The following is a 21,549-nucleotide window of genomic DNA, read 5'->3' on the forward strand; positions in this document are numbered from 1 at the left end:
GCACTCAGCCACTCAGGCACTCAGTCACTCAGGCACTCAGGCACTCAGGCACTCAGGCACTCAGGCACTCAGGCACTCAGGCCTCAGGCACTCAGGCACTCATTCCACCACAAACCCATCCGGAACTACCGCATTCTTCTTCACCACGATGATTCCATCCTTAACGGTGTATAAATCGTGATCGGTGTCTTCAAGATGTTTGCCGCCGTTTAATTTCACATCGCTTCCGATGCGGCAGTTCTTGTCGACAATGCAATTGTTGAGATAGCAGCGTTCACCGATTCCGATGTTGATCAGGTGATGTTCCATATTCGCGTAGATCTCACCGAGATTTTGGTAATAATCGCTTCCCATGATGTACGAATTGTGTACTTCAGAATCCTTTCCGATTCTGGTCCTGATGCCGATTACGGAATGGTCGACCGTGCAATGGTTCAAGATGCAGCCTTCGGCGATCACGGAACGGCTGATGCTCGACGTCCCGATGATTTTCGACGGCGGCAGCACGCGCGGTCTTGTGTAGACGCGGTTTTCATTGTCGAACAGGTTGAACTTCGGAATTTCATCGGTAAGTTCGAGATTGGCTTCGAAAAACGAATCGATGTTTCCGATGTCGGTCCAATAACCTTCGTATTGATAACTCCTGATTTTATGTTTCCCGACCGATTGCGGCATAATTTCCTTCCCGAAGTCGGTCGTCGTTTGGTCAGACATTAACTTCACGAGCAAATCGCGGTTGAACACGTAAATTCCCATTGACGCCAGATAATGTTTGTCCTGCGATTGCATTTCCTCGCTTACGGGCGACGTCCATTCGGGCAGCACATCGGCCTTTGGTTTTTCGATGAATGCCGTGATCATGTCGTCGGAGTCGGTTTTGAGAATTCCGAAACCGGGCGCGTCTTTCGCATTCACAGGCAACGTCGCGATCGAAATCTCGGCACCGCTTTCCTCGTGTTTCGTGATCATGTCGTTGAAATCCATCTGATACAGCTGATCACCCGACAAAATCAGCGCATATTTGAATTCGTGATTCAGGAAATACTGCATGCATTGGCGCACGGCGTCGGCGGTTCCTTGAAACCAGGTCGCGTTGTCGGGCGTTTGCTCGGCGGCGAGAATGTCCACGAACGCGGTCGAAAACGTACTGAAATGATACGTATTCTTGATGTGTTTGTTCAACGAAGCCGAGTTGAACTGCGTGAGCACGAAAATCCTTTTGATATCGCTGTTGATGCAATTCGAGATCGGAATGTCGACCAAACGATATTTGCCCGCGATCGGGACCGCCGGTTTCGAGCGGCTTTGCGTTAACGGCGCGAGCCTTGAGCCTTGGCCGCCTCCCAGGATAATGGCCAATGTTTTACTGTTCATATGTGTCATTTTGCAAGTGTTTGATATTGTTCAATATATTGTTGGGCGACCGAATCCCATGAATGGTCGAGTTGCATGCCCATTTTCCTGATGGCATCGAATTTCTTTGCGTCGGCAAATAAACCTAAGGCGCGATCGGCCGCATGCAGCACATCTTCGACGCTTGTCTGTTGGTGGCAGATGCCGAAACCTCCGTCGCCCATGTCGATCACCGTATCTTTCAAACCGCCCGTTCGCCTTACGATCGGAACCGTTCCGTAACGCAGCGAATACATTTGATTAAGCCCGCAAGGTTCCACGCGCGACGGCATCAGCAAAAAGTCGGAGCCGCCGTAAACCAGATGGGCGAGTTGTTCGTTGTATCCGATGTAGCAATTGTAATGCGATCGGTTGAAATGTTGGAGCGCGCGCAGTTTATCCTCGACGTCGGGATCGCCCGAACCCAGGATCAGCACGTTTGCTTTTCCTTCGAAATCGGTTAGGAGTCGGCGTGTGATTTCAGGTAGCAATTCGGCGCCTTTTTCGTGGACCAAACGCCCGATGAATGAGAATATCGGCAGGTTTTCATCGAGTTCGAATTTCTCGCACAACGCTTTTTTGTTTTTTGCTTTTCCCGACTTGAACGTTTTGACGTCGTAATTGGCTTCGAGAAGCGCATCGGTCTTCGGGTTCCAGACTTCGGTGTCGATGCCATTCAATATTCCGACCGATTTCACGCGTTCGTATCGCAACAGGTTCTCAAGCCCATTCGCGTTATTTGCCATTTCGTCGAGATATGTCGGAGAAACCGTCGTGACTTTCCACACGCATTTTATGGCCGAAGCCAGCGGATTGATCGTGCCGTTCCATTCGAGATAGCCTGCGTTCGCGCGATCGAAGTCGGGCAAATAATGAATTTTGTCGAACGGGAACCAACCTTGATATTGTGCGTTGTGGATCGTAAGTAATGTCGGCGTGCGATTCAGCTGGCCATATTTGTAACAATGTTGCATCATGAACGGAATCAAGCCCGTATGATGGTCGTGGCAATGCACGATGTCAGGTATCGCGCCCGTCGCGGTGATCCAGTCGAGGAATGCGATTTGGAATGCGGCGAAACGCTCGGTGTCGTCTTCGTAGCCGTAGACTTCGGGTCGGTCGAAAAGCTGTAGGATTCGGATCTGGTAAAGTTCGAAACCCAATTCGTTGGTTTTTTCCTTAGCGATTTGGTAATGAAAATGAAACACGCCTAACTTGAGTTCCCCTTCAAAGACGGTCTCGTATTCGTGGTTTTGCGCGAATTTCGTGTCGTAACCGGGAATCACGACTTTGGCCGAATGATTCAGCCTGTTCAGATATTTGGGCAAAGCGCCCACGACATCGGCCAGTCCGCCCACTTTGGCAGCGGGAAAGCACTCGGCACTGATATGATAAATCTCCATGAATGTATTACTGATAGGAACCGTTTAAGGTCTCTACTAATTTACACAAAATCGCGTAAGAAAACGTTTGATTTCTAATAAGCATTTGTTAATTGAAGCGACGATTTCTTTATTTTGCCTAAAAAGAAAAAATGGACTTGACCTGGAATGAATTCGAACGTGTCGAAATGCGCGTGGGAACTATAATCGAAGCGAAGGATTTTCCCGAAGCGCGAAAGCCGGCGTATCAATTGACGATTGATTTCGGGAACGAAATCGGGATCAGGAAATCATCGGCTCAAATCACGAAACGCTACGAAAAGCAGGATTTGATCGGAAGGCAAATCGTCGCGGTCGTGAATTTCCCGAAGAAGCAAATTGGGAAGTTCATGAGCGAATGTTTGGTTTTGGGAGCGGTAGGCGAGGAGAACGACATAGTACTTTTGGCTCCCGATTTTAAGGTCGCGAACGGGTTGCGAATTGGGTAGGATGTTTATGCGTTGATACGTTTTTTGTTTATTTGAATACTTGTCTTCCGGAGAATTTTTAATTTTAAACCCTAAACCCTAAACCCTAAACCCTAAACCCTAAACCCTAAACAAAAAAATCCGGCAAAAACCGGATTCTAACTTGTGTGTGTTTATTGTAATAAAGGTTCTGTCGTACTTATCGATGACTTTCGACTTTTGACTTTCGTCTAAATATCATCAAAATCAACATCGGTGAAACTAGCAGCTTTCGCCGCTTCTTCAATGCGCTCGGTCGTATATTCGCGCTTGAAGTCTTTTTGATGGCGTTCTGAGATAACTTCTTCGCCTTTGTGGTTCAAAACATACGACGTCATGTCGTTCAAGATCTCGTTGAATGCAGCGAAGTCTTCTTTGTACAGGTAAATTTTGTGTTTCTTGAAGTGGAACGAACCGTCTTCCTCGGTAAATTTCTTGCTCTCGGTTATCGTAATGTAGTAATCGTCAGCGCGCGTGGCACGAACGTCGAAGAAATACGTTCGTCTCCCGGCTCGCAACACCTTGGAGAAGATCTCTTCTTTTTCCAGCATATCATTTTCTCTCATAACGTTTCCAATAAGTTGTTTAAGTTTTTTTCAATCTCAAAAATGGAAAAAAATCGCAAACTAACCAAATTATCACATCAATTCTTTTTCGGAAAGTTGCTTCAAATACAGTTCGCGATAATAGCCTTCCTGATTTAATAATTGATTGTGAGTGCCTTGCTGGATGATTTTTCCGTCTTCGAGGATCAGGATTCGGTCGGCGTTTTTGGCCGACGACACGCGATGGCTCACGATGATTGTCGTCTTGTCCTTGCAAAATGCGAGTAAATTGTTTAGGATGGTTTCCTCGGTTTCGGTATCGACGGCCGACAGACAATCGTCAAGCAAGAGTATTCTCGGATCGCGAATGACTGCTCTCGCAATCGAAACGCGTTGTTTTTGGCCGCCCGAAAGCGTGATGCCGCGCTCGCCCAAAATGGTTTCGTATTGCAGGTTGAATGCGGCGATGTTGTCGTGTACGGCAGCGATTTTGGCCGATGCGATGACTTCTTCCTCGGTCGCATCTTCTTTCCCGAAGCGGATGTTGTTCTTGATCGAGTCTGAAAATAAGAACGCATCCTGAGGCACGATTCCGATGCAGTCGCGCAAATCGTTCAGATTGAGCTCGTCGATTTCAACGCCATCGATCGTTATGTGTCCCGATTTTATGTCGTAGAGACGTGAAACCAAGGACAAGATCGTTGATTTTCCGGAACCGGTTTTCCCAAGGATCGCGAGCGTTTCGCCTTTGTTTATCGTAAACGAAACGTCTTTTAGCGCGTTTATGTTCGTGTCGTCATACGTGAAATTTACGTTGTTGAAAGCGATGCTTCCATTTATATCGGAATGTTTCGGGTTCTTGTTTTGGATTTCGGGTTCGATCTTTAGGAATTCGTTGATGCGTTTCTGTGACGCTTCGGCCTCCTGTATCATCGACGAAACCCAACCTAACGACGCAACCGGCCAGGTGAGCATGTTTACGTAAAGTATGAATTCGGCGATGATTCCGATGTGCGGAATGTGCGGATCGTTGTTGATGTACATAAGTCCGCCGAAATAAATCACGACGAGGTTACTCGCCCCGATAAGCGCAATCATCAGCGGCCCGAACAACGATTGCACTTTGGCCAAACTCATGCTTTTGGTCTTGCTTTCAAGCGACAACGCGACCATTTCCTTTTGTTGCTGAGGTTCGAGTGAATACGCTTTGATGACTCGGATTCCCGAGAAAACTTCCTGGGTGAAACTTGAGACTTTGGAAAGATATTGCTGGAAGGTCGTGCTTCGCTTGTTGATTTCGGTGCTTAACTTGAAAATCGCGTACGACAAAAGCGGCAAAGGTAGCAAAGTATATAATGTAAGTCGCGGGGAAACACTTATCATGAACGCGATCACGACGATAAACCGGATAAGCGTTTGAATGGAGTACATGACGGCGGGCCCGACATACATGCGGGTTTTCCCGACGTCTTCGCTGATTCGGTTCATCAAATCTCCCGTGCGGTTTTGCTTGTAAAAGTTTTGAGAGAGCTTTTCATATTGACGGAACACTTCGTTCTTGAGGTCGAACTCGACGTGGCGGGACATTACGATCAGCGTCTGGCGCGTGATGAACAACAGGAAACCTGAAATAAGCGTCGTGACCATGATCAACATGATGTTGCGCCAAAGTCTCGCATCTATAAACGCGCGGTCGATCGCACCGCTGTCGACGTGTTCCTGGATTACCTTGAACGAGTCGCTCACGAGCTTCGGAGTGAATAATGAGAACACCTGCGCCACGATCGTGATGAAAATACCTGACAAAAAGTGGTATTTGTATTTGACGAAATATTTATTTAAATACTGTAATTCCTTCATGATAAATTTTGAAATCGGGGCTTAAATGAATCGAAATTTGTTAAAAAAAGGATTAAAATGAAATTTTACTATACGACGTCATTATTCAATTTTATTAACAATATCCCAATTAAAGGCGTTTAAAGTGAGTTTTCTTAATTAAAGTGATATTTTTGCATAGTCTTTTTGATAAAGTCGCAACGTAAAATTAGAAATTATGATTACTGAATTCACTACTGCAAAAGAACTGCACAAAATTGATCCGGTATTTGGCCAGGCATCTTTCGACAACCACGAACAGATTGTTTTTTGCCATGACAAAGATACCGGTTTAAAAGCAATTATCGGAATTCATAACACAGTTTTAGGACCTGCGTTGGGCGGGACACGCATGTGGAAATACACCAACGAATGGGAAGCATTGAACGACGTTTTGCGCCTTTCCCGCGGTATGACATATAAATCGGCTATCTCAGGTTTGGATTTGGGAGGCGGAAAAGCGGTCATCATCGGCGATGCCAAAACCGATAAAACTCCTGAGATGATGCTCGCTTTCGGGCGCTACATCGATTCACTCAGCGGAAAATATATTACGGCCGAAGACGTCGGAACCACGACTCCCGATATGGATCTGATCCGCACGGTAACGCCGCATGTAACCGGAATTTCTGAAGCCAACGGAGGTTCTGGAAATCCATCACCGGTAACGGCTTACGGTGTCTACATGGGAATGAAGGCGGCTGCGAAGTACAAATTCGGAACCGATAACCTTTCAGGAAAACACGTTTTCGTTCAAGGAACGGGTCACGTCGGGGAAACTTTGGTGAAACATATTTCAGAAGAAGGTGCGATCGTTTCGGTTTCGGACATCAGCCAAAGCCGCATGGAAGAAGTCGCTAAAAAATATGGAGCGAAAATCTATTCGAGCGACGATATTTACTCGGCCGAAATGGATATTTACGCGCCTTGCGCACTTGGAGCGACGATCAACGACGATACGGTTTACCGAATCAACGCGAAAGTTGTTGCCGGAGCAGCGAACAACCAGCTTGCAAACGAGAAAGTCCACGGAGCGATCCTGCGTGAACGAGGAATCGCTTATGCGCCTGATTTCTTGATCAATGCGGGCGGAATCATCAACGTGTACGGAGAAATCGTGAAATACGGAAAGGACGAAGCGCTTCGCCGTACCGAGAACATCTACAACACGACGCTTGAAATCTTCGACCTTGCGGATTCGAAAGGAATCACGACGACCGAATCGGCAATGGCAATCGCTGAAAAACGCATCGCCGACCGTAAAAAAGAAAACGCGAAATAAATCTCGCATCACGAAAATAATAGTATTTTTGCAGGGCGGAAGCGAGTTGTTTCCGCCCTTTTAATTTGTAAAAAAAGTTCTTACGAGGTGTTAAATAGAAGACATATCAGGATCAAGGTAATGCAATCCATTTATGCGATGCATCAAAACGGTTCCGACAGCCTGGAAAAGCAAGAGAAATTTTTGCTGCACAGCATTGACAGTTTGCTCGATTTATATTTGATCATGCTGTCGTCGCTTACCGAAATCCGTCAAAGTGAAGAAGATTTTCTCGAGAAATCCAAAAAGAAACACCTGAGCACGTCCGAGGAGCGCAACCCGAACCTCAAATTCGTGAACAATGCCGTGTTGCAATTGTTATCTGAAAACAATTCGCTGAGCATCGCGCTCGAATCCCGCAAAATCAACAACTGGAAACTCAACGACGATTACATCCTGATCCTGCGCAAGGAAATCAAGGACAGTGAACTGTACGGGAAATACATGTCGACCCGCAAGAATAATTTTGAGGAAGACAAACAGTTCGTGCTTGATATTTTTGCCGAAATCATCGTGCCCAATGAGAAGTTGTACGATTATCTCGAAGATTTCAAACTCACTTGGGTCGATGACATTCCGGTCGTGAACACGCAAATCCAAAAACAGCTCAAATCACTCGAGTCGGCGACCGATGAATTCAGGGTTCCGAAACTTTACAAGGACGAAGAAGACCGCGAATTCGTGACGCAGCTTTTTAGGAAAACGGTCCTGAACGAGACTGAGCTCGCGAAAGAATACATCGACAAGACGCCGAATTGGGACACGGAACGCATCGCCGAAATAGACACCATCATCCTAAAAATGGCGATTTGTGAATTCTTGAAATTCCCGTCGATTCCAGTGAAGGTGACGATCAACGAATATCTCGAATTGGCGAAGGAATATTCAACCCCGAAAAGCAGTATTTTCATAAACGGCATCCTCGACAACCTCGTGAAGGAATTCGATGCGGCCAAGAAACTCAACAAGGCCGGACGTGGCCTGCTATAATCTTAATAATTTTCACCATGATTAAAAAATTTGTTTTCGCGTTTGCCGCCTGCGCTGTTATTGCGGCAACGTCTTGCAAAAAAGAAGATGCGACTTCGAAGATCGATCCTAACGCGACCGATGTTCCGGTTTCAACGACCGAACCGAATCCTGAAGCCAACATCGGAGGTCCTGAAGTAACGCAAACTCCAGCGCCGGCTCCCGTTGACGGAAAATATCCTGTGATGTCGTTCGAAACATCGGAGCATGATTTCGGAACGATCAAGCAAGGCGATAAAGTACAATACGTTTTCAAATTCAAGAACGCCGGTGAAGCCGATTTGATCATCTCAAAAGCCGTAGGTTCATGTGGTTGCACGGTTCCTGAGTTCCCGAAAGAACCAATTAAACCGGGCGCTTCAGGCGAAATGAAAGTATCGTTCAACTCAACCGGGAAACACGGGAAACAAACAAAATCCGTTACGATAACGGCCAATACTAAAAACGGAACCGAGAAGTTGGAAATCCACGCCTCGGTCGAAGAAAAAGCAAGCTAAAATGGGAATCCAACAATTATTACCGTTACTTTTAATGTTCGTCGTGGTCTATTTTTTTATGATCATGCCGCAACAACGAAAAGCGAAAAAAGAAAGAGAGTTCGAAAGCACCTTGAAAGTAGGTGATAAGATCATCACAAAAAGCGGGCTTCATGGACGCGTTTCGGAACTTGCTGAGAAAACTGTCGTGATCGAAACGATGTCGGGCAAATTGAAGATGGAGCGTTCAGCAATTTCCATGGAAATGAGCGCCGCTTTGAACGCGCCCGTTGTCGAGAAGAAATAATAGCGCTAAGAGCCAAGAATCAAGAAGCCTTTACGTTACGTGAAGGCTTTTTTTATCGGTATTTGTCGTTCAAGCCTTTGCCTTCTTTGATCATGGGCGTGATTTTTTCCATGCGCGTGACTTTGGTTTTCTCCTGTTTTGCGGTGTCGACATATTCGAGATATTCGCGCTGTTTGAACGGGCTGAGGTTTTCGAATCCGGACTTCAAATCACTGTCGGCGTCTAACGCGGTTTGAAAGAATTCCGAGACTATCGTTTCCTTTTTTTCGGGCTTTATCGCCAATCCGGCTTTTTCATTTGCAATCGCTTCGTTCATGTATTCGAGGATCAATTTCTCGTCGTCGAGTATTTCTCGTTTTGAAGCGAAACGCCACTGACGCAAACCTTTGGTCACGCCTTCATTCGCGTTGACGAGTTTCTTCGCCTCGTCTTTGAGGAAAACACCATTCCAAAACCAAAGCGCGACGTATGATTTGAAACCGCCGATTCCAAGCACGTTTTTTTTGTTGAGCGTGTAAACCGGTCCGCCCCATTTCGTCATTTCCTCGAGTTCGGTCTTGGCGATGATGCTTTTGAGAAGATCCATTTCCTCAGGCCATTGGCCCGATTTGTCCCACGGATTTTTTTTAGGTCGTTCCATTTGCGTAACAGATAAGCCTCGAAATAAAAATCTAAATTACTACCATTAAGAGCATTAAGTTCATTAAGAAATTAGGCTCTTAATGAACTTAATGTCCTTAATGGTTCAAAAAAATATTTATTTCTTCTTTTTCTTTCCTTTTGGCTTTTTAGTGTCTTTCGGTTTGTGGGTGAAGTCAGTCGTGGCCGTGAGCTCGGCAATTCGGACGATTACTTTTATCGCCTTGTCCATACTTTGAACGGGAACGTATTCGTACTTGCCGTGGAAATTGTGCCCGCCCGCGAAGATGTTCGGACACGGCAATCCCATGTATGACAATCGGCTTCCATCGGTTCCGCCGCGAATCGGTTTGATCAGGGGTTTTATGCCGAGGTCTTTCATCGCGCGTTCCGCCAAATCCACGATATGCATTACGGGTTCGACCTTTTCGCGCATGTTGTAGTACGAATCGGTTACTTCGGCAACGCAGATATCCTCGCCGAACTGTTTCGCGTATTTTTTATTGATTTGCTTTACGATTTTCGAAACGAGCTTTTTGCGTTTCTCGAATTTCTTCATGTCGTGATCGCGGATGATCATCTCGACAACGCTTTCCTCGATGCTTCCCGACAGTCCGACGACGTGGAAAAATCCCTCATATCCTTTCGTTTCCTGAGGAACTTCGCCTTTGGGCAGTTCGTTGATGAATTCGTTCGCGATCAGCATGGAATTGATCATTTTTCCTTTCGCATATCCCGGATGCACGCTTTTTCCTTTGAACGTGATCTTCGCTCCGGCCGCGTTGAAATTCTCGTATTCGAGTTCGCCTATCTGGCTTCCGTCCATCGTGTACGCCCATTCGGCGCCGAATTTCTTTACGTCGAAGAAATCCGCACCGCGTCCGATTTCCTCATCGGGAGTAAACCCGACGCGTATTTTTCCGTGTTTGATGTCGGGATTGTTGATCAGGTATTCCATCGCCGTCACGATTTCAGTGCAGCCCGCTTTATCGTCGGCGCCTAAAAGCGTAGTTCCGTCGGTCGTGATCAATGTCTGTCCTTTGTATTGCAACAAATCTTTGAAATAACTTGGCGACAATACGATGTTTTGGTCGGCGTTCAAAACGATATCGCGTCCGTCGTAGTTTTCGACGATCTGCGGTTTCACGTTCGCGCCTGAAAAGTCAGGGGACGTATCGTAATGCGACACGAAACCTATCACGGGAACATCGTGATCGACATTTGACGGAAGTGTCGCCATGATATAGCCTTTGCGGTCCTTTGTCACTTCGGTCATGCCGATCGCTTTAAGTTCTTTTGCGATCAGGCTAGCCAAGACGAGCTGTTTTGGAGTACTGGGAACGGTTGTGGATTTCGCGTCCGATTCCGTATCGATCGTGACGTAACTTACAAACCGGTCAATGATATTTTGCATGGTTGGAAATTTTAACAAAGTTAGCAAAATTGAAACGGATGTAATGTTAAGTTTTTTTGGAGCTATTCCAGCTCTGCGCTCATAGTCCTCGCTGCACGGCAAATTTTTATGGACTTGGCGCGAGCTTCCTTTGGTCGCTGCGCCAAGTCCTAAAAATTACGCCATGTCATCTGCGGGCTATCCGCTGCGATCTGGGCTAGGCGTAAATGTCGTCGACTACGTTTTACGGTTTTGGAAACGAGTAAATCCGAACATCGTATAAATTTTCAGTTCGCAACGGCGCACATGTTCCAAAGTCCGTACGAAACCTTTCGTTAAGGTTGCAATGATTTCGGCCGACTAAAAGCGTTCGAACAAGTTCGGATACTCTTCCACAAAACCGTTTTCGTCGACAAGGATCACAGCTTCGAAATCGTTCGGGATCGTTTCGAATCGGTATTTGAGATCATCGAGACGCGTGTAACGTTGGGCCGCGGGAAATATTTTGTTGTTCTCGGGATCGATGTACACGACGTTGATTTCGACGCTTTCACCAACTTTGAGTTGCAATCTTTTTATCGGTAATGAGTTCGTAAGCGGCGTGAGCGAGATATCGATGTCGATACAGCCATCGAGCTCGTATATTCGTTTTCCATCTGACGTCCAGGTTCCGTCGGAATGGCGCGTGTATTTTTGTGACGCGAGATCGGCATCGGCAAACCGGAACGCGAAATTCTCGGTGTTCCAATTCTCCTCGCACTCGATCATATACTGAAATGTTCGCGCCCCGATCTGTATCTGCGAAAAAACCTGAAACCCGAATTCATATCGGCAAACGCGACAGTTTTCTTTTGAATCGCGTTCGGGTCCTTTCCATCGTATCGAAAATTCACGCGTCATTTCGTCTTTAGTTTTAAATAATGTTCTCGCTGGTTTTTGTCGAGTTTTTCTATCGCATATCGAAGCATCACGCGAGGCATCGTTGCGGCGTGTTTATCCAGGAAGTCAATGAGCGTCTGCCGATGCGTTCCCGCTCCGGCCATCCTGATCCAACCGCCGACGGCTTTGTGGATCAAGTCTTGGCTGTCGTCCACTAATAGTTCGGCAATCCTGAACGTATGCTCGACGTTTTTGTGTTTCAAAAAGTATGCGGTCGCAACGATTGCCGTGCGTCGTTCCCACATGTTTTTTGAACGTGCGAGTTCATACAATCTGTCTGTCGGTTTGTCGTACAAATAGCCGCCGACAACCCAAATCGCCGATCGATCGACCAAATCCCAATTGTTGATGCGATCGTGTCGCCTTATATATAAATCATACAATTCCTTGCGCCTGGAATCGCTTGTCTTTTTGTTTCTCGCTTGAAAATCCATGATTGAAACCGCTCCCGTTCTCGCTTCATGCCAATCGCTTTCAAGTAATTTTTCAATCTCATCCAAAGACATTTCGACATATCGTTTGGCCAGGTCGAATACCGAACCCATTCGCACGCCCATGAATATATCGCCCTGTCCGTAGTCGCCTTCTCCCGATTTGAAATAGCGCCGGATCTTGCGCAGTTCGTCATCGGATCGCAATGTATGGAGTTCTAAAATGAAATTGTGCGCAGTAAACATTTGTTTCCGTTTATATCCGTTTGTAAACGTTTGTAATCGGTTATTTTCGACTCGAGCGCATTGCCTTTGTATGCTTCAAGTCAACGTTGGCAGCCATTTTTTTGTAATCGTCGGATTCCATTTCAACCAACGCAATTTTTCCATCCTCATTCGCGTGGATTCCCCAGCCGTATCGTTTTCCCAGTGGCGATGACCGAAGGCAAGCTTGTCCTTTTGAAAAAAAATGTTCTCTAGCTTCAGGTTGTTCGCTTTTCGGGATATGATTCTTGTATGCGTAGGCCGCGAAGATCACGTCGTCCGACGTAAACGTATACGGATTGTCGTAGATCATTTCGAATTGCAGCTGCGCAATTGTCTTTTCATCTTTTTTTGGCGGGACTTCGGCCTGAACAGCTTTTGAATCTTCGGCCGTTTCTATGAATGTGTTGAAGTAATTCGTCGTGTGCATATTTATCTCAATTCGGTATTTCCTTTTAGTCGTAAATCTTGCGAGGACGCGCCGACATTGATTTCGAAGGTTCCCGCATCGTAGCCGAATGTTTTTTTATCGGTTTTGTAGTAAGAGAACGCGTCCGTATCGAGTTTTACGGTAACGGTTTTGCTTTCGCCTTTCTTGAGGAAGTTTTTACAGAATCCTTTGAGTTCTTTTACGGGACGTTTCGCTTTCGCGTCGGGTTGTGAGACGTATACTTGGGAAACTTCGGCTCCGTCGCGATTTCCGGTGTTTTTGATCGTGTAGGAAACCAACACCAATCCCTTCGAACTGCTGTCGATCTTGAGTTTCGAATATTCGAAAGTCGTGTACGACAATCCAAAACCGAACGGGAATTCAGGTTTTACGCCACTTGAGTCATAATAGCGATACCCGACATACAACTCTTCCTGATAGGATACCCGTTTGTCTTTATCGGCGTCGTAATAGTTGTTGGCAGTTGGGTTATCGCTCCAGTTTTTTTCGAAACTTGCGGGCAGTTTTCCACTTGGATTCGTTTTTCCGAACAGGATTTCAGCCGCTGCCGTTCCGCCTTCCTGTCCCGGAAACCACGCGTGCAGCAATCCTTTTACCTTGGGTAGCCAACCTTGCATGCGCACATTTCCGCCCGCGTTCAAGACAGCGACGACGTTTGGATTTGCCATCGCTACCGTTTGGATCAACATCTCCTGATGTTCGGGCAATTCGAAAGTCCTGTCGAAACCTTCGCCTTCATTTGACGAATCGAAACCGATCGATAGGATTACGACATCGGCTTCCTTGGCGGCTTTTTGCGCTTCGTTGAAGTCGACGTTCTCTATAAAAACGCCAAATGCAATGCTCGCGTCGGCTCCATGCTCGTAAAATTCGAGTTTTACGTCGTAGTCTTTCCCGGCGTCGAGCGGCATTTCGTAAACGCGCAAGACTGCGGCGTGATCGTTCCATTCATCGATTACTTTTTTGCCGTTTACAAATAGCCTGAAACCGTCGTCTCCGCGCACTCCGAATTTGTACAAACCATCTTCGGTAGGACGTACGACACCCGTAAATCGGATCGAAAAATTATCGGCCGGAACATTCGCGACATCGGGTTTTCCATTCCATTTGTGGTTCGGATTTTTGTCGACCAATGAAGCGATAGGTTTTCCTTCGAGCGATTTATTCGCGAAATATTCGGCTTTCAGACCTCTTTCTGACGAACCTTTCGCGGTAAAGAACGGCGTTTTTTCGACATACGTTTCCAACGTCGGAATCGCATTTTTCACGTAAACCACTTTCGCACCGGGTGCCATTTTCTTGATGCCATCGAGAAGCGAGACCGAATGGAACGGATGCGTGAGCGAACTTCCGCCGCCGGCCACGTAACTGTCGGCATTCGGACCGATTACGGCGATGCTTTTCACTGTTTTCTGCAACGGCAATATGTTGTCGTTCTTGAGCAAAACCATTCCGCCGCGCGCTAGATCTAGCGCGACTTTTTCGTTTTCCTTGTTAGGTTTCGATTCGGTTGCCGCCGTGTATTTGGTATCGTAGAACCCGAACCTGAAAATGATGCGCAGGATCCGCCTCACGTGATCGTCAATCGTTTCTTCAGACACCAAACCTTTTTTGATGGCCGGCAACAGGATTTCGCGGTTCATGAATTTGCCCGATGGCATTTCGAGATCCAAACCTCCGTTAACCGCCGCGACGCCATCATACGTCGCGTCCCAGTCGCTCATTAAAATACCGTCGAATTTCCAATCGCCTTTGAGAATATCGAGGTTCAGGTGTTTGTTTTGTGTGGCATGTTCGCCATTTATCAAGTTATAACTGTTCATCACGGCGCCGACGTTTCCTTCTTTGACGGCCATTTTGAATGCGGGCAAGTAGATTTCTTGAAGCGTACGTTCATCGACATCGGAACTTACATTGTTGCGATCCCATTCCTGATTGTTCGCCGCGAAGTGTTTTACGGTTGCCACGACGCCTTGGCTTTGCACGCCTTTGATGTACGGCACGGCTATTTTTCCGGCGAGATATGGATCTTCCCCCAAGTATTCGAAATTCCGTCCGTTCATGGGCGCGCGATAAATGTTTACGCCCGGAGCCAACAAAATATGGACACCACGTTCGCGCGCATCTTTGCCGAGCGCTTCACCCAATTTGAACGACAAATCGGTGTCCCAGGTCGCGGCCGTCAATATTGAGGCCGGATATGCCGTCGTATTCCCGTAATTGCGCGCTCCGACCGGACCGTCGGTCATTTTTATTTCAGGTAAACCCAATCGTTCGATGCCCCGGATATAAAAATCCTTGTGCCCGCCGATGTAATCGATTTTTTCCTCGAGCGTCATTTTTGAGAGCAAATCCTCGACGCGTTCCTCGGTCGTGGCTTTGACGTCCTTATAGGTTTGGGAATGCAGCGCGGCCGAGGCCAGCAAAGCAAATAACAGTAGTCGCATGTTTTTGGTTGGTAAAGGTTGTTGCTAAAGATAGCGAATTTTCATTGTGCGAAAACGTTGTATAATTTTAGTAAACGCTATTTCCAGCTTCTTTTTTCGCTTTCGATTTTAGACCTTAGTATGGCATTTACATCGACTTTCGCGCTTTTTAGAACGTAAACCGAAGTTCCTTTTTCGCGTGCGAATGGATTCGTGATTTCGCCGATTTTTTGCATCGATTCAAAGAGGGCGCGCACGCGTTTTCGGTTGGTATCGTCATCAGAAGCTTCCTGGACGAGGATAATATTTTGGATCGGTTTTTCGAGGTCGAACCAGTTTAGGTAATCGGCGTTGAAGGAAACGGCATTGGCGCGCTTGTCTTTCTTATAGAAGTTGATCGCGCCCGTTTGCCCGTAATTGTCGCACAGTATAATCGTGTGTTCGTTCGAGGGCAGCGTTGCGAGTGCCGCGTCGGTTTTGGACGCGAGTTCCTTCCAGCCCAACATGTCGGCGAAATCCTGCGGAAGTTCGTGGTCTTTGCCATCTTCCCAACGCGAAAGATGCAAATCAGGATTGTTCTTGACGCGCTCTTTGATTACGGCCGGCTCGTCGACGGGAAAAGCCAACGGATAGGTCGCGATGAAAAATCCGACTGTCAATGCGACCGATGCGGCCTGCAGGACCATACCGGGTTTTCCTTTAAGACGTTTTTCAAGATAGACGGCGCCGAACGCGAAAAGGATCGGATATAAGCCAATCGCATAATATCCTTTCGCCTGAAAGACGACAAACAGGCCAAGCGAAAGTAAAAATGCCCAAAGAAATAGGCGATACGGGCGCAACGGTTTGTACGTCAGCAGCCCGATGAACGCCGCGATCAATATGTGGATCGATCCGAAGAAAAACAGTAGCTGTTCTTTCAGGAAATCACCGCGATCTACGTTTACAAGTTGGGTTTCCTTTAGTTCTTTCATGTGATGAATTACGGGAAAACCGTTCGTGAACTGCCAAATGAGATTTGGAAGAATGAGGATCGCGCCCAATGAAGCCGCCAACCAAAATTTTTTTTTTACAAAAATCGAACGTTGAGGCGAGAGTAGCAAAGCCGGAAGCAATCCCAAAACCATGAATGCGATGTTGTATTTGTTCAAGAATCCGAGTGCGACGCCGGTTGCCGCAAAATATAGCCATTTGACATTCCCGGATTGGATGTAACGCAGCAGCGAAAAATAAATGAACGTCCACGCCAAGACCTCGAACGAATTGGGTTGGAACAGGATATTGAGCCGAAGCAGCACCGACAACAAGATCGCTGTTGCGCCCGTGATAAGCGCGAACCAACTTCCGCCCAAGGATTCGATGGCTTTCCATACGATCGCCATGGTCAACGCACCGAAAAGACACGGGAAGAACTTCACCCAAAATACGCCGTTTCCGAGCAATTTTATGAGTAGCGCGACCCATGATGTGAGCGGCGGAACCGACAAATAGCCGAATGCCAAATGATTCGCCTGGTCCAGATGCAGGAATTCATCGCGGTGCAATTCAAAAACGGGATTGACCAACGCGTAGCTCAATATGAATTTGAGAACGATGAAGGCGAGCAGGACGAGATTGCGTTTCATGGAATTGGTTTGGTGACCGAATTTAAGGATTTTGTTCGACACGTGAATCGGAGGCGGTTTCGCGTGAGGGATTTTAGCGGAAATCCTTTTTGGTTTGGGCGACGCAACGCGGCGACCGAACCAAAAAGATTGAAGCGGAAGCCCGACGGCGGCGTATCGATGTTTTCAGCGGCAGCGCAAAATTTCGAGTCGCCGCCGGCACGCCCAAAAAAATAACATTTTATTAAAAACGGATTGGGTAAATTTACGGGAAACGCCTGTTATGCAATCGACCCGAATGCCCGCCGACGGTGGTATGTTGTACACCGAAACCAATCTCGACCGACTTTTTCCCGAACCTTTGAATGCGATCACGTCGCTGTTTTTTCTAGTAATCGCCGCATATTGGCTGTGGAAACTCAGGGGCGAATACCGCGAACATTCGTATTTGACGTTGTGCGTTTTCCTGTTGCTCGTGGGCGCGATTGGCGGCAGCATTTACCACGGATTGCGGCAATGGCGGATCTTCATCATGATGGACTGGCTGCCGATCATGCTGATCTGTGTGTTCACGGGTGTGTATTTCGTGGCGAAACTCACGCGCTGGTATGTTGCTGCGGGCGTGGTTCTATTGTACGGTTTGTTTCAGTTTTTCGTGCGACAACAGATGCGAAAAGGTGATAACGTGCAGCTTTTCATCAATGTGAATTATGCGGTTTTGGGTATGTTGGTGCTGTTTCCCGTACTTGCTTTTTTATGGAAGAACAAGTTCGCAAACGGGAAATGGGTTGCTTATGCGTGGTTCGCGTTCATGGCGGCGTTGACGTTCAGGATTGCCGACGGTTTTTATTGGCTGCCGTTCGGTACGCACTTTTTGTGGCATACGTTCGGGGCCGTCGCGGCTTTCTGCATGCTCGAATTCGTGTATCAGGTCAATAAGACGCGGCCGGATTTCGCGCCCGAACGATGATCACTTGCTTAAAAATTTCCCGAAATGCCACAGTATTCCCGACGGATCGTGGACGAAACATTCGCGTCCCCATTCTTCTTGGCGGATAGGGACGATTCGGACGCCTTCGTATTTTGACGGTAGATCGAGTTGGGCGAGTTGTTCGTAAAATGCTGCCGTGTCCTCGACTTCCATGAAAATCATCGTGTTGTCTATCCAATCCTTGACGTAGGCGTCCTGGAGATAGAATGCGAACTTTCCGGATTGGAAAAGTGATAGGCCGGGCGAGAGGACGACCTCAAAAAACCCGAGATCTTTATAGAAATTTCTAGAGACACTGAAATCTTTTGAGCCGATGAACGGGCGTAAGGATAAGAATTTGTGTTCCATTTTTACTTTTATTGCGGGATTTTTTCTTCGTAGGATCCGCCGATTCCAATGTATGTGACGCGTTTGTTTTCTCCGATTAAAGTGGCTTCGTAAAATCGGACACCGGCGTTTGCGATCTCGTCCATGAAACCCGCGTAATCGGTTTTGCCTTGCTGGTTGTTGCGGACGGCTTGGATCGTCTCGTCGTTGTTGAAGTTTTCGGCAATCTTCCTGGCCGAAATTTCGCCTTGGTGGAGAATGTTTTGTCCGCCCGAAAACCTGTATAGGATCGCATTGCTCGCGGTATCGACCTTGTACGATTCGACACCGATCTGGTTCAGGCGTTTTGCGAGATCAGGATAGTTCGCGGCTTCCTGATAGCATTGTTTGATTTTTTGATCGTTGTCCATGATTATTCGATGATTTTATACTTCAACGGTTTCTTGTTGGCGGCGCGAATTATTACGCTGTCCTGGGTTGAGACGAACAGTTCTGGCTCGAGGCTCATCCTCAATATGTTGTTGACTTCGTTTTCGAGAAAATAGGCTTCGAGGTCGAATGGTTTTTGGATGTCATAAAACGAGATATCTTTCTTGTAATGACTTGCGTAGTCGTTGAGTTTTTCTCCAAATTCGCTTTTCAATTTTTTGTCGCTGAGACGCGCTTCTTCAATTTCGACCAAGTCGGCGTAATAGCGATTGAAAAACAAGGTTTCGAGCAGTTTTTTGTTCGTTGACTTTTTTATGAAATCGTCGGCGTAAACGGTGAGTAGCGGTTTTATTTCGTTGTTCTCTTGACTGATGGGACAAATCGCCGAAATGCGTCGGTTCATGGTTTGGCTTTTCGAATCGAAATAAACGACTTCCCTAAACAGGTAGATGTGGATGGATTCGTCCTTTAGGATTGCCGTAATTTGGGCCGAGGTTAACTTTTTATTGAACTGTAAATTTTCGTAGACTTCGAAATCGGGTGTTTCGTTGACATATTTCCTTATTTCATCGAGCAGCAAGTTATTGTCGAAGAAAACAGCGTTCGCGTTTGAATCGTCTTTCACGAGCGTCAACAACGAATTGTAGTACATGAGATCGTTGTCGTTGACTTTAGGCCTTTGAAAGTTCTTGGTAGAATTCGAACTTGGTTTAACGTCACCTGTCGAGAAATTTAAGTTGTGCTCATACTTACGCGTAGTTATTACGGCTCCGTTCTGGGCATAGAATTTCCAGAGTCCGACTTTTTGATTGTCTTTTATTTGACCGCTTGCTTTTGGTTTTCCACTCGGATACGAAAAAGTGAATTTCCCATTGATTGTTCCGTGCAACGTATCGAATTGGATTTTCGGCTTACCGTCCAAATAGCTGTTTGCGTACTGTGCGAGTACTGATATAGGTAAAAACAAAAGAAGAACCGCTTTTTTCATGGCTTTTGGAGGCTCATTTTACCGATGAAACGAAAATAGCGAAAAAGTGCTTCACATCTCGAGTTTTTCATTTCGTGGATAAAAAAACGCTTTTTGTCGACATTTTTAAATCTGACGTTAGTTTTTGTTAATTTTTTCTTTAAGTCAAATATCTTATAATCAATTGTTTATAAATAAATAATCGACAAACTACATATCTTGAACGACTATCTTCGCGAGTTGCGTCGGAAATTGCATTTCAACGTTTTTCGGGGTTAGTTGTAGGCAAAATACTTCAAAAAAAAGTAAGTGTAATTAATTTTACAACGGTTTTAGAAAGTAACGACCGCCTTATTTAAACATTATGAAAAATTTCGTCTCTCTTTTTGTAGCAATCGTAAGTGCTTTTTCCTTCGGCTGTTTCGCACAGACAAATAACAGTGTCGCCGCGACTGCCCAAATGGGAAATGCAAAATTGGTATTTGAAGGCGTTGAAAACAGCGACAACGTAATTGTTGGATATCATGTAGAGGAAAAGATTTATACGAGGGTCGGCGTTCACGTCACGCTTTATACGGTTTCGAGTATGGATTATGTTCGTAAGTATGATCTTGGTCCCGGAAACACACGCGTAATCACACCAGTTTACGGGAAAGCGAAACCAAAACCACAGCAAGCGGTTTCGCTGAGTGAGGTCGCCGCCGTCATTAAGACGGAACTTCCTAAAGCATCCGCTTCATTCAAGGTTCCGACACCTATTAAAATCGCGGTTCCTGCAGTAATCGAAGCCGCGCCTGTTGCAACTGAGACAGTAGCGAAAGAGAAAAAGTCAATGTACGTGAACATCAACATTATCGATACGTATGAGCATACTCTGGAAAAAGGATACAAGTCGGTTGAAATGCTTTTGAGAGTAGGAAACAGCCGTTTTTATGAAGGCGACCTGGTTAAAGCGGCGAGATGGTATACTGATCTTTATGCGATGACCAAAGATTTGGAGCCGACGTTTTACTATCGTTTCGCAAAATCGTTGGAAGCGGTCAACCAAAAAGAGAAGGCAAAGGCGATGATGAAAATTTTCGAAGAGAAAAAGTAATCAATAAAATATATGCAAAAGGCTCGTTTACATTGTGAACGAGCTTTTTTTATTTACGGTTTCGCCGACTTCACACGTATAACACGCCACGAAAAGCTCGCGCTGCGTAATACGATTGTGCACCATTGTGGTAGACGAATACTTGCCCGTATCGGAAATCGCCGAATAGGGAACCACCGTGCTTGCGGACTTCGGGCGGCGTTTCGAGCCAGCTTGATGTTTTTGCGTCGAACGTACCCAATTGTTGGAGTTGGCGGTATTGTGTTTCAGATAATATATCGACGCCCATTTCGGCGGCCAAATCCACGGCACTTTTTACGGGCCGATGTTCCTTTCGCGATTCAAGGCCTTCGCGGTCATAGCAGAGACTTCGTCGGCCGCTCGGACTTTCGGCGCTGCAATCAAAGAAAATATATTCGCCTGAGGTTCGATCTTGAGCAACGACATCAGGTTCGCCACCGGTTCGCTCCATTTCGTTGAGCGACCAGAGTTTTTGCGGATTGTCTTCGAGTTTCGATTGTACGTCGGTCCAAACTATGCTCTTATGTCGGTTCACATTCTTTTCGAAACGCGTTTTTAATGTCGTCAGAAGTAGCGTTTTTTGGTCGTCGGAAAGCTCTTTTGTAATTGCCATTGTCGAAATCTGTTGTTCTGTGTCCGATAAAATTAAGAAAAATTGAAATCGATGTGAATGGTTTTAGGGATTGTCATGACTCGCGCGTGATATTCTTAAAGTTTTTTTATTTCTTGAAACAC

General features: G+C 46.4%; 22 protein-coding genes. 7 read left to right on the plus strand and 15 right to left on the minus strand.

What is annotated here, in order from left to right; translation table 11 throughout:
- Window positions 1-99: 99 nt before the first annotated feature.
- Window positions 100-1,374, minus strand: a complete 1,275-nt coding sequence (locus EOO50_RS15765) for a glucose-1-phosphate adenylyltransferase (protein ID WP_290841248.1) — start codon at window positions 1,372-1,374, stop codon at window positions 100-102.
- Window positions 1,375-1,379: 5 nt separating this feature from the next.
- Complete coding sequence (locus EOO50_RS15770) at window positions 1,380-2,795, minus strand: glycogen synthase (protein ID WP_290841249.1); 1,416 nt, start codon at window positions 2,793-2,795, stop codon at window positions 1,380-1,382.
- Window positions 2,796-2,926: 131 nt separating this feature from the next.
- Between EOO50_RS15770 and EOO50_RS15775 the strand changes: the two genes are divergently transcribed.
- Window positions 2,927-3,262, plus strand: a complete 336-nt coding sequence (locus EOO50_RS15775; protein ID WP_290841250.1) for a tRNA-binding protein — start codon at window positions 2,927-2,929, stop codon at window positions 3,260-3,262.
- A 209-nt stretch (window positions 3,263-3,471) separates the two neighbouring features.
- On the opposite strand, the gene EOO50_RS15780 is transcribed toward EOO50_RS15775, so the two are convergent.
- The gene (locus tag EOO50_RS15780; protein WP_290841251.1) at window positions 3,472-3,846 is read right to left on the minus strand and encodes a PUR family DNA/RNA-binding protein; all 375 of its coding nucleotides are present in this window, start codon (window positions 3,844-3,846) and stop codon (window positions 3,472-3,474) included.
- 72 nt (window positions 3,847-3,918) lie between these two features.
- Window positions 3,919-5,685 carry an ABC transporter ATP-binding protein gene (locus EOO50_RS15785; RefSeq protein WP_290841252.1) on the minus strand — a complete coding sequence of 589 codons (1,767 nt, stop codon included), beginning with the start codon at window positions 5,683-5,685 and terminating at the stop codon, window positions 3,919-3,921.
- Between the two features lie 196 nt (window positions 5,686-5,881).
- Here EOO50_RS15785 and EOO50_RS15790 point away from each other — a divergent pair, with 196 nt between their 5' ends.
- From EOO50_RS15790 to yajC, 4 genes are all read left to right on the plus strand, one after another.
- The gene (locus EOO50_RS15790) at window positions 5,882-6,985 is read left to right on the plus strand and encodes a Glu/Leu/Phe/Val dehydrogenase dimerization domain-containing protein (protein ID WP_290841253.1); all 1,104 of its coding nucleotides are present in this window, start codon (window positions 5,882-5,884) and stop codon (window positions 6,983-6,985) included.
- Between the two features lie 120 nt (window positions 6,986-7,105).
- On the plus strand, window positions 7,106-8,014 hold the full coding sequence (nusB, locus tag EOO50_RS15795; RefSeq protein ID WP_290841254.1) for a transcription antitermination factor NusB: 909 nt from the start codon (window positions 7,106-7,108) through the stop codon (window positions 8,012-8,014).
- Between the two features lie 17 nt (window positions 8,015-8,031).
- Window positions 8,032-8,550, plus strand: a complete 519-nt coding sequence (locus EOO50_RS15800; RefSeq protein ID WP_290841255.1) for a DUF1573 domain-containing protein — start codon at window positions 8,032-8,034, stop codon at window positions 8,548-8,550.
- Between the two features lies 1 nt (window position 8,551).
- Window positions 8,552-8,836 carry a preprotein translocase subunit YajC gene (yajC, locus tag EOO50_RS15805; RefSeq protein ID WP_290841256.1) on the plus strand — a complete coding sequence of 95 codons (285 nt, stop codon included), beginning with the start codon at window positions 8,552-8,554 and terminating at the stop codon, window positions 8,834-8,836.
- A 52-nt stretch (window positions 8,837-8,888) separates the two neighbouring features.
- Here the strand turns inward: yajC and EOO50_RS15810 are convergent, their stop codons facing one another.
- From EOO50_RS15810 to EOO50_RS15840, 7 genes are all read right to left on the minus strand, one after another.
- On the minus strand, window positions 8,889-9,476 hold the full coding sequence (locus tag EOO50_RS15810) for a YdeI/OmpD-associated family protein (protein ID WP_290841257.1): 588 nt from the start codon (window positions 9,474-9,476) through the stop codon (window positions 8,889-8,891).
- A gap of 117 nt (window positions 9,477-9,593) precedes the next feature.
- Window positions 9,594-10,889: a peptidase T gene (gene pepT, locus EOO50_RS15815; protein ID WP_290841258.1), complete on the minus strand. Its 1,296-nt coding sequence runs from the start codon at window positions 10,887-10,889 to the stop codon at window positions 9,594-9,596.
- 339 nt (window positions 10,890-11,228) lie between these two features.
- Window positions 11,229-11,768 (minus strand): putative glycolipid-binding domain-containing protein, encoded by a 540-nt coding sequence (locus tag EOO50_RS15820; RefSeq protein WP_290841259.1) that lies wholly within the window; start codon window positions 11,766-11,768, stop codon window positions 11,229-11,231.
- Window positions 11,765-12,484, minus strand: coding sequence for a DNA alkylation repair protein (locus EOO50_RS15825; protein ID WP_290841260.1), 720 nt, complete (start codon window positions 12,482-12,484; stop codon window positions 11,765-11,767). Before EOO50_RS15825 ends, EOO50_RS15820 begins: the two co-directional genes overlap by 4 nt.
- 40 nt (window positions 12,485-12,524) lie before the next feature.
- Window positions 12,525-12,932 carry a DUF6157 family protein gene (locus tag EOO50_RS15830; protein ID WP_290841261.1) on the minus strand — a complete coding sequence of 136 codons (408 nt, stop codon included), beginning with the start codon at window positions 12,930-12,932 and terminating at the stop codon, window positions 12,525-12,527.
- A gap of 2 nt (window positions 12,933-12,934) precedes the next feature.
- Window positions 12,935-15,400 (minus strand): glycoside hydrolase family 3 C-terminal domain-containing protein, encoded by a 2,466-nt coding sequence (locus EOO50_RS15835; protein ID WP_290841262.1) that lies wholly within the window; start codon window positions 15,398-15,400, stop codon window positions 12,935-12,937.
- Between the two features lie 77 nt (window positions 15,401-15,477).
- Window positions 15,478-17,004, minus strand: coding sequence for a glycosyltransferase family 39 protein (locus EOO50_RS15840; RefSeq protein WP_290841263.1), 1,527 nt, complete (start codon window positions 17,002-17,004; stop codon window positions 15,478-15,480).
- Window positions 17,005-17,266: 262 nt separating this feature from the next.
- Here EOO50_RS15840 and EOO50_RS15845 point away from each other — a divergent pair, with 262 nt between their 5' ends.
- Window positions 17,267-17,953, plus strand: a complete 687-nt coding sequence (locus EOO50_RS15845; RefSeq protein WP_290841264.1) for a hypothetical protein — start codon at window positions 17,267-17,269, stop codon at window positions 17,951-17,953.
- On the opposite strand, the gene EOO50_RS15850 is transcribed toward EOO50_RS15845, so the two are convergent.
- The 3 genes from EOO50_RS15850 to EOO50_RS15860 are packed head-to-tail and all read right to left on the minus strand — an operon-like array spanning window position 17,954 to window position 19,718.
- Window positions 17,954-18,322 (minus strand): glyoxalase, encoded by a 369-nt coding sequence (locus tag EOO50_RS15850; RefSeq protein ID WP_290841265.1) that lies wholly within the window; start codon window positions 18,320-18,322, stop codon window positions 17,954-17,956.
- Window positions 18,323-18,330: 8 nt separating this feature from the next.
- Complete coding sequence (locus tag EOO50_RS15855) at window positions 18,331-18,711, minus strand: DUF1398 family protein (RefSeq protein ID WP_290841266.1); 381 nt, start codon at window positions 18,709-18,711, stop codon at window positions 18,331-18,333.
- A 2-nt stretch (window positions 18,712-18,713) separates the two neighbouring features.
- Window positions 18,714-19,718, minus strand: a complete 1,005-nt coding sequence (locus EOO50_RS15860) for a hypothetical protein (protein ID WP_290841267.1) — start codon at window positions 19,716-19,718, stop codon at window positions 18,714-18,716.
- Between the two features lie 343 nt (window positions 19,719-20,061).
- On the opposite strand from EOO50_RS15860, the gene EOO50_RS15865 reads away from it, so the two are divergent.
- Window positions 20,062-20,793 carry a hypothetical protein gene (locus EOO50_RS15865; protein ID WP_290841268.1) on the plus strand — a complete coding sequence of 244 codons (732 nt, stop codon included), beginning with the start codon at window positions 20,062-20,064 and terminating at the stop codon, window positions 20,791-20,793.
- Window positions 20,794-20,863: 70 nt separating this feature from the next.
- Here EOO50_RS15865 and EOO50_RS15870 read toward each other — a convergent pair whose 3' ends face one another.
- A complete protein-coding gene (locus tag EOO50_RS15870) occupies window positions 20,864-21,427 on the minus strand; it encodes a DUF4256 domain-containing protein (RefSeq protein WP_290841269.1) in 564 nt (187 codons plus the stop codon).
- Window positions 21,428-21,549: the final 122 nt, after the last annotated feature.

Origin of the sequence: Flavobacterium sp. (genome assembly GCF_004211145.1) — a bacterium.
GTDB lineage: Bacteria > Bacteroidota > Bacteroidia > Flavobacteriales > Flavobacteriaceae > Flavobacterium.

Coding starts and splice junctions, on each gene's coding strand:
- EOO50_RS15785 (WP_290841252.1), bottom strand. CDS start 5,685: ATGAAGGAATTACAGTATTTAAATAAATATTTCGTCAAATACAAATAC.
- EOO50_RS15860 (WP_290841267.1), bottom strand. CDS start 19,718: ATGAAAAAAGCGGTTCTTCTTTTGTTTTTACCTATATCAGTACTCGCA.
- EOO50_RS15770 (WP_290841249.1), bottom strand. CDS start 2,795: ATGGAGATTTATCATATCAGTGCCGAGTGCTTTCCCGCTGCCAAAGTG.
- yajC (WP_290841256.1), top strand. CDS start 8,552: ATGGGAATCCAACAATTATTACCGTTACTTTTAATGTTCGTCGTGGTC.
- EOO50_RS15775 (WP_290841250.1), top strand. CDS start 2,927: ATGGACTTGACCTGGAATGAATTCGAACGTGTCGAAATGCGCGTGGGA.
- EOO50_RS15840 (WP_290841263.1), bottom strand. CDS start 17,004: ATGAAACGCAATCTCGTCCTGCTCGCCTTCATCGTTCTCAAATTCATA.
- EOO50_RS15835 (WP_290841262.1), bottom strand. CDS start 15,400: ATGCGACTACTGTTATTTGCTTTGCTGGCCTCGGCCGCGCTGCATTCC.
- EOO50_RS15810 (WP_290841257.1), bottom strand. CDS start 9,476: ATGGAACGACCTAAAAAAAATCCGTGGGACAAATCGGGCCAATGGCCT.
- EOO50_RS15820 (WP_290841259.1), bottom strand. CDS start 11,768: ATGACGCGTGAATTTTCGATACGATGGAAAGGACCCGAACGCGATTCA.
- EOO50_RS15765 (WP_290841248.1), bottom strand. CDS start 1,374: ATGAACAGTAAAACATTGGCCATTATCCTGGGAGGCGGCCAAGGCTCA.
- EOO50_RS15825 (WP_290841260.1), bottom strand. CDS start 12,484: ATGTTTACTGCGCACAATTTCATTTTAGAACTCCATACATTGCGATCC.
- EOO50_RS15845 (WP_290841264.1), top strand. CDS start 17,267: ATGCAATCGACCCGAATGCCCGCCGACGGTGGTATGTTGTACACCGAA.
- pepT (WP_290841258.1), bottom strand. CDS start 10,889: ATGCAAAATATCATTGACCGGTTTGTAAGTTACGTCACGATCGATACG.
- EOO50_RS15865 (WP_290841268.1), top strand. CDS start 20,062: ATGAAAAATTTCGTCTCTCTTTTTGTAGCAATCGTAAGTGCTTTTTCC.
- EOO50_RS15800 (WP_290841255.1), top strand. CDS start 8,032: ATGATTAAAAAATTTGTTTTCGCGTTTGCCGCCTGCGCTGTTATTGCG.
- EOO50_RS15855 (WP_290841266.1), bottom strand. CDS start 18,711: ATGGACAACGATCAAAAAATCAAACAATGCTATCAGGAAGCCGCGAAC.
- EOO50_RS15780 (WP_290841251.1), bottom strand. CDS start 3,846: ATGAGAGAAAATGATATGCTGGAAAAAGAAGAGATCTTCTCCAAGGTG.
- EOO50_RS15870 (WP_290841269.1), bottom strand. CDS start 21,427: ATGGCAATTACAAAAGAGCTTTCCGACGACCAAAAAACGCTACTTCTG.
- nusB (WP_290841254.1), top strand. CDS start 7,106: ATGCAATCCATTTATGCGATGCATCAAAACGGTTCCGACAGCCTGGAA.
- EOO50_RS15830 (WP_290841261.1), bottom strand. CDS start 12,932: ATGCACACGACGAATTACTTCAACACATTCATAGAAACGGCCGAAGAT.
- EOO50_RS15850 (WP_290841265.1), bottom strand. CDS start 18,322: ATGGAACACAAATTCTTATCCTTACGCCCGTTCATCGGCTCAAAAGAT.
- EOO50_RS15790 (WP_290841253.1), top strand. CDS start 5,882: ATGATTACTGAATTCACTACTGCAAAAGAACTGCACAAAATTGATCCG.